Here is a 12,910-nt window from a genome sequence, read left to right on the forward strand (position 1 = left end):
ACTGGCAGAACTAGCTTTTTGCTGCTTTTGCAGCGAGTTTTGCCTCTTCATTACGCTCTATTTTATGATCTGGGCGCGTCCATTTAGGCTTTTCACCTAATGCTTTATATTCAGAATATTGAGCTTCCACTGTTTCTGGTTGTGCTTTTTTCACAAAAGGTTTCATAGGTTCTAAACCTAGAAGCTTAAACATTTCCATATCCTCATTTACATCAGGATTAGGCGTCGTTAATAATTTATCACCAGCAAATATGGAGTTAGCACCTGCAAAGAAACACATTGCCTGTCCTTCTCTAGTCATTTGTGTACGTCCAGCGCTTAAACGAACCTGCGTTTGCGGCATTACAATACGAGTAGTAGCTACCATGCGTACCATATCCCATATAGAAACTGGTTGTTGTTCTTCTAGCGGCGTTCCTTCTACAGCGACTAATGCATTGATAGGAGTACTTTCTGGTTGCGGACTTAAGCTTGCTAATGCCACTAACATCCCTGCACGATCTTCAGCACTTTCTCCCATCCCTATAATTCCACCACTACAAACCGTTACGTTAGTTTTACGCACGTTATCGATAGTATCTAGACGATCTTGATAACCGCGTGTAGAGATCACTTCTTTATAATACTCTTCACTACTATCTAAGTTGTGATTATATGCATATAATCCAGCCTCAGCAAGTCTGTGAGCTTGATTTTCTGTAATCATTCCTAGTGTACAACAAACTTCCATGTCTAGTTTGTTAATTGTACGCACCATTTCCAATACTTGGTCAAATTCTGGTCCATCCTTTACATTTCTCCATGCTGCTCCCATACATACACGAGAACTACCACTAGATTTAGCGCGTAAAGCTTGTGCTTTTACCTGTTGAACAGACATCAAGTCATTTCCCTCTACATCAGTATGATAACGAGCTGCTTGTGGGCAATAACCACAATCTTCAGGACATCCACCCGTTTTTATAGATAATAATGTAGAGACCTGTACCTGGTTAGGGTTATGTGATTCCCTATGAATTGTTGCCGCCTCATATAAAAGGTGCATTAATGGCTTGTTATATATTTCTAAAACTTCTTCTTTAGTCCAGTCGTGTCTCATAATCGTTCTATATACAGCGTAAAAATAGAAAAGTCAATCTTACTTACCTACTCAACGCCTTTTATTTATATATGTTTTTCTAACAATAGGCTCACTGCATTACCGCCAAAACCTGTTGCATTAATCAATATTTTTTGTGGATTCACCTCTTTGCCTCTAGGATTTGTAAAGGTAGATTCTAAGTAAGGAATAGTAAATAAGGTTGATTTATCAAACATTTCAAGCGCCATAGCTATACTTAAAGCACTACTAGCACCTAGTGAATGACCTAACTGCCATTTATTATTACACAATGTTGGATAATCATCTCCAAAAACCTCTTGTATTGCAGCAAACTCAGCCATATCACCCTTTATGGTACCTGGTGAGTGCGTGACAATTGCATCAACTTCTTCTAATGCTATATCACCCATCGCTCGTTTCATGGACTCTTGTAAACACTGACCATTCATAGAAACTGATGTTGCACTACTCAATTTTTCAATAGCAGCCCCATAACCTATTATTTTTGCCTGTGTATTTTCAGTAACTTTTCCAGAAAGCAAATAACAAGCAGCAGCTTCTCCCAATACCATAGTATTACCAGTCTTGTCTAAATCTAATGCTTTACAAGGATAAGTACTTTCTTGAGTGGCATAAATACGTAACGCTTTCATTTGCGCTATGGTAAACGGCGTTAAAGGAGCTTCTGATCCACCTACTATAAATTGATCTACCATATCACTTTCTATCCATGCGATAGCATTAAGTACTGCATGTGATGCCGTAGCACAGGTTATAGAATGTGAAAACGCAGTAGCGTCCACTCCTAGGTCCTGTGCTATCCATGTAGATATATTGCCTAATGTGGTTAATGGAGAGGATTGTGTTGTTGCTATTCCGCTTTCGCGAAAGCGTGTATAACTTTCTTCCCAGACACGAGTAGCACCGCGAGAAGAACCTATATTGATTCCTGTCTTACCTGCAGGAACTTTAATTTCTCTAGCGGCTAAAATGGCCAATAAAACAGATCGATCTAATTGACTATACCATTTAGATTCTGCCTGAAGTTCTTTTATTCTAACATCATGTAAATCGCTAATGGGCGCAACAAGATCATTACCGGAAACTAAAATAGCAGAAGAATCACTACTAAAACCTGCGGAAGATAATGGTGATACCACACCAGATCCGTTAATATAAATTGGGTTTTTCAATCTTATTTTATTCTATTGCAAAAATGCCCATACTTAAGCTTAAAACCGAGTAAAAGGCTATAAAAATTGGGCTTTTTTTGAAGTCATTTCATCTAGGAATACCAGTAGGGCTTTATAAAGTAACTCTAACTCTTGCGGTGATGTTGTAAATGGAGGCACAATGTAAATGGTCTTCCCTAATGGCCTCAAGAAAATTCCATGATTCATAAACCATTGAAAAATCTCATTACGTTTACTCCCATAACGTTCCATTTCTATAGCAAGATCAATTGCTAAAATGACACCACATGAACGTACTGAATCAACTGCGTTATGTGATTGATAAACCTTAATATGTTTTTTATGAGATTGAGTGATTAATTGAATGTTCTCTTGAATAGCATCAGATGTTAAGAGGTCGATAGCGGCGGCTGCAACAGCACATCCCAGAGGATTCCCTGAATAGGTATGCCCATGAAAAAAACCACGCGCTAGCTCATCATCATAAAAGGCATCATAAACCTTTTTTGTACAAGTGGTAATAGCCATAGGCATAATACCGCCAGTTAGTGCTTTTGAAAGGCACATCATGTCTGGCTTGTTAAGCATCGCTTCACTTGCAAAATTGTAGCCTGTTTTACCAAAACCAGTCATCACTTCATCTGCAATTGTTAAAACTCCTTTTTCTTGGAAACATTTTAAGACTTGACAAAGATGTTCTGGCTGGTGCATTTGCATGGCAGCAGCACCTTGTACTAATGGTTCATATATAAAAGAGGCCACTTGATTTTGAGTTGTCAGTTCATCAATTAGGTAGAGAACTTCGCTTAAATTTTCCTCTGTAGGAACTGGTATGCGTTTAACATCTATAAAAAAATCTTCAAATGGTCCATTATAAACAGATAAGCCACTGGCGCTCATAGCTCCAAAAGTATCGCCGTGAAAGCCATTTTCTAAGGCAATTACTACATTACGTTTTTCTCCACGGTTGAAATGATATTGAAAAGCCATCTTTAGAGCAATCTCTACACTAGTAGAACCATTCTCTGAAAAGAATAATTTCTGTTGATTATCCGGCAAGATACCGATCAGTTTCTTAGATAACCGCGCAGCAGGTTCGTGAGTCATTCCTGCAAATACAACATGATGTAATTCATCAACTTGTTTTTTAATTGCTTGAGTTAGCACCGGATTAGTATGACCATAGCTACAAGTATACCAACTTGAAATCGCATCAAAATAGGTCTTACCAGCCATATCAAACAGATAGTTCCCTTGCGCCTTTTTTATCGCAAGAGGACTATTTGCAGTTTTGTGCTGTGTTAATGGATGCCATATATGCTGGGCATCTAGTTTTTGAAGCTCTTTTAATGTCATATTGCTAATAGCTTTTCTCTCATCGTACGGGCAACTGCTGCAACACTATCATTATTTAATGAGTCTATATAAGATAAATGAGCTATAGTAGGAACACCAGTCATTTTTTCAATAATCTCTATAGTTCCTGATAACTCAACCTGATTATAAATTATACCAGCACACGATAGACCACGAGACCTTAAAACTTCAATACTCAATAAGGTATGATTGATACTACCTAAATAACCAGAACTAACTAGAATTACCTTATCCGATGGCTGAATTAAATCTATAATCGTGTGTCTATCATTTAAAGGAACTAACAGTCCGCCAGCGCCTTCTATGACCAGATTGTTTTCCGTTTGCGGTCTTTTAATCTCTTCTAATTCTATCGTTATCCCATCAATAGCAGCAGCTTCATGCGGACTCATAGGTGTTTCTAAAAAATACCGCTCTTTATGAAACACAGTATCATTATTTGAGATCAACCGCTGCACTTCCATACGGTCCGAATGCTCTATTCCACCACTTTGTATAGGTTTCCAGTAGTCTGCCTCTAACGCTTGGGTAATTGCAGCCGCCACCAGCGTTTTACCTACATCTGTACTTATTCCTGTTATGAAATAACTATTCATTAAGATCAAATTTATGGGAGCAGTTCATACATTTATAATGCTTATCGCTTGAGAAAGGAAAAATGCTTAAGAGCACTGCTTTTAATCGTTCTGCAAAGGTAGTTGCTGTCATCACATCACCTTGTTCTCTTACGGCTCTTTTTTTACATTTAGGACATATTACCAGATGAGTAATACGTTGTGTAATTTCAGGGTTTGATTTCTCAATAAGCCCTATAGCTTTAATATAATCTTCTTTGTATACATCCATTTTTACACCACCTATCGCATTAGTGGCAAACGGATCTGTAGCAATGGTAAACTCATCTCTTAAAAAAACTGAGATATTTTCGCTTTCTAGTTTAGATTTAATGACTGCAGCCTCTGCTGGATAAGCAAATACAGCTATTGTTCTAAATTTGCTCATTTCTTTTTCAGAGATTTTGCAATGGTTTCAAGGACAAATTCACAGTCATCAATAGTGTTATAACTATGTAGACATAACCTTAATCGCTCTTGACCTTCTGGTACAGTAGGTGATAAAATGGCTCTTACATCATATCCTTTGTGTTGCAATTGACCAGCCACTTTTCTTACATTCTTGTTACCTGGTATAATACAAACTTGTATGGCGGTCTCGCTTTCGCGAAAGCGTAATCGCAATCCACTTTGCACCACTAGTTTATTGAACTGCTGTATTAAAATTTGTAATTTTTTTATATGCACATGCTGATTCTCGAGATGCCCATAACCAGCATTAATAGTTAAAAGAGCATGTGGCGGTAATGCTGTGGTATAAATGAATGTGCGACAAAAATTAATCAAGTATTGTACTAAATCATTACTACCTAATATGGAAGCACCATGACAACCTAACGCCTTACCATATGTTACAACCCTAGCAAACACTTGATCTTCTAATCCTAAATACTGTACGAGACCTTCACCATTATGACCTATAACACCTAAAGCGTGTGCCTCATCAACAATAAGATAAGCATTATTCATTTTTGTAGTAAGCTGAGTTAATTCTTCTAGTGGTGCTTGATCACCATCCATTGAAAAAACAGATTCAGTGATCACATAAACCTCTAGTTGTTCACCTTTTCCGAATTTATCTAGTAATATTTTTAAATGATCAATATCATTATGTCGAAATTTAAGGGAACGTGCCATTGAAAGTTGAATACCATCCCTAATACTGGCATGTACTAACTCATCATATAAAATTAAATCGCCACGCTGCGCAACACTACTTATTAAACCTAGATTTGCGTCATAACCAGAGTTAAAAATGAGTGCGTTTTCTGATTTATGAAAATGTGCGATACGATTTTCTAATGTATCAAATGCTTTACTATGTCCAGATAACAATCTAGAACCGGTGGCGCCATGTAGTAAGATAGATTCCTCAACCATAGGGATTTTTGAAAAACCCAGGTAATCATTAGATGCAAAATCTATAAGATTGTTGTGCGATTTAAGTCTGCGCATATTTCCTGAGAAGTGTCGCATGCCTAGTTTGCGTAAGAGTTTATCTGGTAGCATGTGACAAAAGTAAGGAGTAATCTGTTATCGAATCATAGTTATTATGGAATATGAACCATAGACAGTCCATCTTTTTTCTAGACATTACTTAACTGCACTAGTCTAGCTATTCAATGCTATACATTTGAACCTATTGATAATCTTGAGTACAGAGCTAATTGATTTTGTGTCCTTTAAAAAAATCTTATATTAGCATCACATTAATAACAACACGATGAAAAAAGCAATATTTATAGTGGCATTATGTTTAGGAACTCTAGCAAGTGCACAAACATTGAGCATGGATCTTACCAAAGCTCTTAAGAACGACGACACCACAGCCATTAATAGCTTAGTTACAGACAGTAACAAGGATACTTGTTATGAGGTTGGTAAATCCACTTCTTCACTTGCTCAACTAGCCATTCAAATGGACAGTGCAGATGTTTTACAGTTTTTAATTACTCAAAAGAATATCGATATTAACAATACATGTAACAATATGACGCCCTTAATGACCGCTGTTCAAATGGGACGTCCACACTTAGTGTCTATGTTATTAGACGCTGGTGCCGATAGGTCTTTAAAATTAGACGGAAAAACTGCAATGGATTATGCAACTGGAAATAACGCAGCAGCTATACAAAAGCTTTTGAAATAAAAAGTTTAATACTTACTTACTGGTGTTAAACTAAAAAAGCCTCGATTCTTATGAATCGAGGCTTTTTTAATATCTTATAAAGTAAAGTATTAGTCAGCTAATACGATTGCTTTATTATCTTTCATTTCTATAACTCCACCAGTGATGTGAAAATTAGTAGTTCCATCTTCTTTGGTAAATAAAGACGCAACCGTCTCTTCTAGTTCTACTTTACCAAAAATCTTTACAGCTCCTTTTACTAATAATGAAACAACAGGTGCGTGATTATCCAGCATTTGGAATTGTCCACTTATACCAGGAACCGATACAGATTCAACAGTACCGCTAAAAAGAGTTTGCTCTGGTGTTACTATTTCTAAAATCATCTTTGTTTACTTTTCAATTACAATAAAACAGTCGCGATAATCCTTTAATTACCCCGACTGCCATTGTTTGATTTATGATACCTCAGCAAGCATTTTTTCTCCTGCCTCAATTGCTTCTTCAATAGTACCTTTAAGGTTAAATGCACTTTCTGGTAAGTGATCTAACTCACCGTCCATAATCATATTAAATCCTTTGATAGTATCTTTAATGTCAACTAACACACCTTTAAGACCAGTAAACTGCTCTGCTACGTGGAATGGTTGAGATAAGAAACGTTGTACACGACGTGCACGGCTTACTGCAAGTTTATCTTCTTCAGATAACTCTTCCATACCTAAGATAGCAATGATATCTTGAAGTTCTTTATAACGCTGTAATAATTCTTTTACGTTTTGTGCGCACTCATAGTGCTCTTTTCCTAAGATGTCTGCAGTAAGAATACGAGATGTAGAGTCTAGTGGATCTACCGCTGGGTAAATACCTAATTCTGCAATCTTACGTGATAATACTGTAGTCGCATCAAGGTGAGCAAATGTTGTTGCTGGTGCTGGATCTGTAAGGTCATCTGCAGGTACGTATACCGCTTGTACAGATGTAATAGATCCTTTCTTTGTTGAAGTAATACGTTCTTGCATCGCTCCCATCTCAGTTGCTAGTGTAGGCTGATATCCTACCGCAGATGGCATACGACCTAGAAGTGCAGATACCTCAGAACCTGCTTGAGTAAAACGGAAAATGTTATCAACGAAGAAAAGTACGTCTTTCCCTTGTCCATCTCCAGCTCCATCACGGAAATACTCAGCAATAGTAAGTCCAGAAAGTGCAACACGCGCACGTGCTCCTGGCGGCTCATTCATCTGACCAAAAACGAATGTCGCTTTTGAATCTTTCATGATTTCCTTATCTACCTTTTGTAAATCCCATCCACCTTCTTCCATAGAGTGCATGAATGCATCTCCATATTTTATAATTCCAGATTCTAACATCTCACGTAGAAGGTCATTCCCTTCACGTGTACGCTCACCAACTCCAGCAAATACTGAAAGTCCACCGTGACCTTTTGCAATGTTATTAATCAATTCTTGAATCAATACTGTTTTACCTACTCCAGCTCCACCGAACAGTCCAATTTTACCACCTTTTGCATAAGGCTCAATAAGATCAATTACTTTAATACCAGTAAAAAGTACTTCTGTAGATGTTGAAAGATCCTCAAATGCTGGCGCTGATCTGTGGATAGATAAACCATCATCTCCTGTTTTAGGAAGGTTACCTAAACCATCAATCGCATCACCGATAACATTAAAAAGACGACCATAAACGTCATCTCCAATAGGCATTTTTATAGGATTCCCGGTAGCCTTAACAGCTGTACCACGAGAAAGACCATCTGTTGAATCCATTGAAATGGTTCTTACAGTACTCTCACCTATGTGAGACTGCACTTCTAAAACTAGAAGGTTACCATTAAGTTCTACTTCAAGAGAATCATAAATTTTAGGAAGTGCGCCTTGTGCACTATCAAATGTTACGTCAACCACCGGACCGATGATTTGTGAAACGCTACCTGTAATTTGAGACATTATATAATGTTTTTAAACTTAAAAAGATACGGCTTCAAAAAGCCTTTTTTCAGTGGCGCAAAGATACTGCTTTCCTAATTATATAGACATCAGAATTTTCAATTTTTTTATAAGCTCAAAAATCTATTGGATTACAACTAGGATTGTTGAATCACGCTTACGCGAAAGCGTAATAAAAAACCACCTAATCTCATAGGTGGTTTCTACTTATGTCTTTGGTCATCTACCTACTATTCTACCGTAACAGATTTTGCTAGATTACGTGGTTGATCCACGTTTTTATCTAACATTACTGCTATATGATAAGATAATAACTGTAATGGTATAGTGGTTAATAAAGGTGTCATAAACTCTATGGTATCTGGCACTTCTATTACGTGATCTGCAAGATCACGCACATCAACATCTCCTTCTGTAACGATACCTATTATCTTACCGCTACGAGATTTAATTTCCTGAATATTACTGACCACCTTTTCATAATGCCCTTTACGGGTCGCGATTACAACAACTGGCATTTGCTCATCAATCAAAGCAATAGGCCCATGTTTCATCTCTGCAGCTGGATAACCTTCTGCATGAATATAACTGATCTCTTTAAGCTTAAGAGCTCCTTCTAGCGCAACCGGAAAGTTAAATCCACGTCCTAAGTATAAACAATTAGGTGCATCTTTATATATCGCAGCTATTTTCTCGATATGATCGTTAGAACCGAGAGCTTTTTCTACTTTTTCAGGAATTGTATCTAATTCTTGTAAATATCTATGGAAGTCACTAGTCGAAATCTTACCTTTTTTCTTTGCTAACTGTAATGCGATAAGTGTTAGGACCGTAATTTGAGTTGTAAAAGCCTTAGTAGAAGCAACACCTATTTCTGGTCCTGCATGAGTATAAGCTCCTGCATGCGCCTCACGAGAGATGGAACTACCTACCACATTACAAACTCCAAAAACGAAAGCTCCTTTATCTTTAGCCATCTTTATAGCAGCCATTGTATCTGCTGTTTCTCCACTTTGAGAAATAGCAATTAATATATCATCCTTATCAATAACAGGATTCCTATACCTAAACTCTGACGCGTATTCTACTTCTACAGGTATTCTTGCAAGATCTTCAAAGATATATTCTGCCACAAGACCTGCGTGCCATGATGTACCACAAGCTACAATCAATATACGCCTAGCATTTAAAAACTTATCTATATGATCATCAATACCAGCCATCTTAATTAGGCCTTGATCTACTAACATTCTACCTCTGAAGGTATCTCTAATAGCCTGAGGTTGCTCATAAATTTCTTTAAGCATAAAGTGATCGTAACCACCTTTTTCAATCTGCTCAAGATTCATTTGTAATTCCTGTATGTACGGATCTACTAATGAGTCATCATGTATTTTACGGATTTTCATATCCTTGTGAGTACGCACAACAGCCATCTCACCATCTTCTAAATAAATAGCTTCTTTAGTAAACTCAATAAAAGGAGACGCGTCACTAGCTATGAAGAATTCGTTTTCACCGACTCCTATTGCAAGAGGAGACCCTAAGCGAGCTACTACAATCTCATTAGGCTTATTACGATCAAACACGGCAATTGCATAAGCTCCTATAGTCTGATTTAAAGCTATTTGAACCGCCTTACCTAATTTTACTTTTTCTTTAGTCTTTACGTCCTCTATTAGATTTACTAATACCTCTGTATCTGTATCTGATTGAAAAGTAAATCCTCTATTCATCAACTCTGTCTTAAGAGGTTGATAGTTTTCAATTATACCATTGTGTATAATCACAAGGTCACCACTATTAGAAAAATGAGGATGAGAATTGACATCATTAGGCACACCATGTGTAGCCCATCGTGTATGACCTATTGCGATAGTACCATTAGTACTAACCTCTGATTCTAACTTTGCCTCTAGATCAGCAACTTTACCTTTGGTTTTTGAAAACTTAAGATCTGTACCATCATAAATAGCGATCCCAGCACTATCATAACCTCTATATTCAAGTCTTTTAAGACCATTTAAAACAATAGGATAAGCGTCACGATGTCCTATGTAACCTACGATTCCACACATAATTTTCTATTTAATTAATTGTTTCTGAATAGTATATCTCTAGTTTAAGACGCTTATCAGCATCACTAGAAAGATTACCATGCAGCACTGTTCCCTCATGAGATATAGCAGACCCATTCAGAATCTCATCTACTATAATAGGATTTTTGACTTTAGAACCAGAAATTGAACTAATATTTTGTGTCACAGCAAGACCAAGACGAACATTCTCTATATCACCACTGATAATACTATTAATATGCTCGGTCAGTCTTATTTTATACTGAACACCTTGCGAGGTATCGTCTTCGTCATCAACTCTTTCTAAAACACCTAAATGATTACTTCTTAATGAAGAATTATCAAGAACATAATCTATCAGTACTGTTTTGTCATCATAATTATAAAGTATAATACGCTCTGGCTCAGTACTACCAGCTTCAACTGCTGCTTGATCTACATAAAATGTTAGAGAAGCATCATTAATTATCCAATTATCTGCTATTATTTGTGTTAAAGCATCTGCCTCACCATTCATGTCAACATCAGGACCAAATAAATCAATAAGAACCATTGAACCTTCACCACCTTTTAAATATAATCTTTCCTCACCATCAACATCATTATTTGCAGCCTGTATGTTGGAAACAATAGATGGGTCTAACTCATTATTTATAAAACCTACTTTATTACCGTCAAAATTTAACTCAACGATACTCTCAATTTCTATGGTCGTTGTAGTAGGATCATTATCTATATCACTATCATCATCAAACTCTGATCTTATATACAGTTTGATATCGGCATCATTAAGGTTAAAATGAACCATATGACCATTACCAGTAAACCCAGATAATTTAAAATACAATCCTCTAAAATAATTTTGAAAATCACTAGCACTCTGAAGTGCTGGTTGACCTTCTTGATCTATTATTAAAGATCTCCAGTATGCAGAACTTGCTGGCGTTAAATCAATACGCTCTCTCAACCTAGGAGCAGACCTACTGCTAACCTCACCATCCAATGTTAACTCTATTGATTCTTCTTCCTTAGGAAAGAAATTATCGTCTGAATAAATCAAAGGTCCTAAATTAGACTCGATAGTAGGCTTAAAATCCGAATAATACACTGCAGGATTAGTGACATCATCTACATCAAAACTATTTAAGAAATATTTATTTTCATAAATTTCCAATCCATTTTCCATAGTACCGTATAGTGAATCAACACTATAGGTAGTTACCTCGCCTATAATAGTTTCTACGGTAGAATAGTATGGTATCTGAAGTACGACACTATCCAATACTATATTATCACCAAAATCCGGATCAGTAAAAGCTAAATTAACTTGGCTTACAAAATCATAACTAGTTCTTCCATAGACTGGGTCATCATAAACTCCAAAGGGAAAAGACCCAAAATTATTAGTCTGTACAGGACCTAATAAATCATTAAATGCAACAGCATCAAATTCTTGTTTCTTGATTCGATCATTTAGTTGATCTGCTCCTAGGATGTCACTTCCTATTGTATTTAACTCATTATCACAAGCAGCTAATCCTAAAACTATACCTGCAACTATAGAAACGTTCATAGCGACGCGTTTCATTTTACTCATCATTTTCTTTTTCATCTAAAATATCGTTAAGATAGAATCCTTCATAAGCGTCTGCAAACTCTTCATGAGAATGATACTCCAACACAGGCTTATCAAGAGAATCGATATAAGAATTTAATTCCTCGCCTAAATCCTCGCTTGCCTTAATAATACCATCACTAAATCTAACAGCATTCTTCATCAAATTAATATATGAAGGCTCTTCAAACTCAGTTACAGCATCATCATCTAACGCATCAAATCTTAGTTTATCTATCATTTCAGTATCTAACGTTCCTTCAAAGGATTGATTATATACTGAGGTAACTATTTTACTATCTTCAAACAATGGGTCATTACCGTAGTAGTTCTTAATATACAACGGCAGTAGTCCAGCTAACCATCCATGAACATGAATAATATCTGGTGCCCAATTTAATTTCTTAACGGTTTCAATAACTCCTTTTGCAAAAAATATAGCGCGCTCATCATTATCATCAAACATATTCCCATCTTCATCTGTAAGAGTGGCTTTGCGTTTAAAATAATCTTCATTATCAATAAAGTAAACTTGCATTCTTTCCTTAGGAATAGAAGCCACTTTAATGATCAATGGCATGTCTAAATCATTGATGATTAGGTTCATACCGCTTAAACGGATTACTTCATGCAATTGGTGTCTGCGCTCATTAATGTTTCCAAAACGAGGCGTAAATATTCTAATCTGACCTCCACGATCATTTACCATTTTAGGACTAAAATAGGACATCGAGGATGCTTCAGTTTCTGGTAAATAAGGGATAACTTCTGAGGATACGTACAGGACTCTTTTTTCCTTCATAAATTGTTTTATTGATGCCTAACTTTTAGCA

At 36.5% G+C, this 12,910-nt stretch carries 12 protein-coding genes; 1 reads left to right on the forward strand and 11 read right to left on the reverse strand.

Translation table 11 applies throughout. The features are described 5' to 3' along the window. Positions 1-10 precede the first annotated feature (10 nt). The 6 genes from bioB to R1T42_RS11205 all read right to left on the reverse strand — a co-directional run bounded on the left by bioB (position 11) and on the right by R1T42_RS11205 (position 5,795). Positions 11-1,099: a biotin synthase BioB gene (gene bioB / locus R1T42_RS11180; protein WP_036583571.1), complete on the reverse strand. Its 1,089-nt coding sequence runs from the start codon at positions 1,097-1,099 to the stop codon at positions 11-13. A gap of 65 nt (positions 1,100-1,164) precedes the next feature. Further along, entirely contained in the window at positions 1,165-2,295 is a 1,131-nt protein-coding gene (locus tag R1T42_RS11185) for a beta-ketoacyl synthase N-terminal-like domain-containing protein (protein ID WP_317290382.1), read from the reverse strand. A gap of 57 nt (positions 2,296-2,352) precedes the next feature. After that, positions 2,353-3,651 (reverse strand): adenosylmethionine--8-amino-7-oxononanoate transaminase, encoded by a 1,299-nt coding sequence (bioA, locus tag R1T42_RS11190; RefSeq protein WP_317290383.1) that lies wholly within the window; start codon positions 3,649-3,651, stop codon positions 2,353-2,355. Then, a complete protein-coding gene (bioD, locus tag R1T42_RS11195) occupies positions 3,648-4,268 on the reverse strand; it encodes a dethiobiotin synthase (protein ID WP_317290384.1) in 621 nt (206 codons plus the stop codon). Before bioD ends, bioA begins: the two co-directional genes overlap by 4 nt. Further along, positions 4,261-4,674 (reverse strand): hypothetical protein, encoded by a 414-nt coding sequence (locus R1T42_RS11200; RefSeq protein WP_036583564.1) that lies wholly within the window; start codon positions 4,672-4,674, stop codon positions 4,261-4,263. The genes bioD and R1T42_RS11200 overlap by 8 nt, the downstream gene beginning before the upstream one ends. Continuing rightward, entirely contained in the window at positions 4,671-5,795 is a 1,125-nt protein-coding gene (locus R1T42_RS11205; RefSeq protein ID WP_317290385.1) for an aminotransferase class I/II-fold pyridoxal phosphate-dependent enzyme, read from the reverse strand. The genes R1T42_RS11200 and R1T42_RS11205 overlap by 4 nt, the downstream gene beginning before the upstream one ends. 214 nt (positions 5,796-6,009) lie before the next feature. On the opposite strand from R1T42_RS11205, the gene R1T42_RS11210 reads away from it, so the two are divergent. Then, on the forward strand, positions 6,010-6,435 hold the full coding sequence (locus R1T42_RS11210; RefSeq protein WP_317290386.1) for an ankyrin repeat domain-containing protein: 426 nt from the start codon (positions 6,010-6,012) through the stop codon (positions 6,433-6,435). An 89-nt stretch (positions 6,436-6,524) separates the two neighbouring features. On the opposite strand, the gene R1T42_RS11215 is transcribed toward R1T42_RS11210, so the two are convergent. The 5 genes from R1T42_RS11215 to R1T42_RS11235 form a co-directional block, all read right to left on the reverse strand. Beyond that, positions 6,525-6,800: a F0F1 ATP synthase subunit epsilon gene (locus R1T42_RS11215; protein ID WP_036583558.1), complete on the reverse strand. Its 276-nt coding sequence runs from the start codon at positions 6,798-6,800 to the stop codon at positions 6,525-6,527. Positions 6,801-6,872: 72 nt separating this feature from the next. Next, on the reverse strand, positions 6,873-8,384 hold the full coding sequence (gene atpD, locus R1T42_RS11220; RefSeq protein ID WP_317290387.1) for a F0F1 ATP synthase subunit beta: 1,512 nt from the start codon (positions 8,382-8,384) through the stop codon (positions 6,873-6,875). Positions 8,385-8,614: 230 nt separating this feature from the next. Then, a complete protein-coding gene (gene glmS, locus R1T42_RS11225) occupies positions 8,615-10,462 on the reverse strand; it encodes a glutamine--fructose-6-phosphate transaminase (isomerizing) (protein ID WP_036583553.1) in 1,848 nt (615 codons plus the stop codon). 10 nt (positions 10,463-10,472) lie between these two features. Beyond that, a complete protein-coding gene (locus R1T42_RS11230) occupies positions 10,473-12,074 on the reverse strand; it encodes a DUF4270 domain-containing protein (protein WP_317290388.1) in 1,602 nt (533 codons plus the stop codon). After that, positions 12,052-12,879, reverse strand: coding sequence for a glycogen/starch synthase (locus tag R1T42_RS11235; protein ID WP_042294163.1), 828 nt, complete (start codon positions 12,877-12,879; stop codon positions 12,052-12,054). The genes R1T42_RS11230 and R1T42_RS11235 overlap by 23 nt, the downstream gene beginning before the upstream one ends. Between the last annotated feature and the right edge of the window lie 31 nt (positions 12,880-12,910).

It is taken from the genome of Nonlabens ulvanivorans, assembly GCF_032922765.1.
In the GTDB taxonomy this organism is placed as follows: Bacteria; Bacteroidota; Bacteroidia; order Flavobacteriales; family Flavobacteriaceae; genus Nonlabens; species Nonlabens ulvanivorans.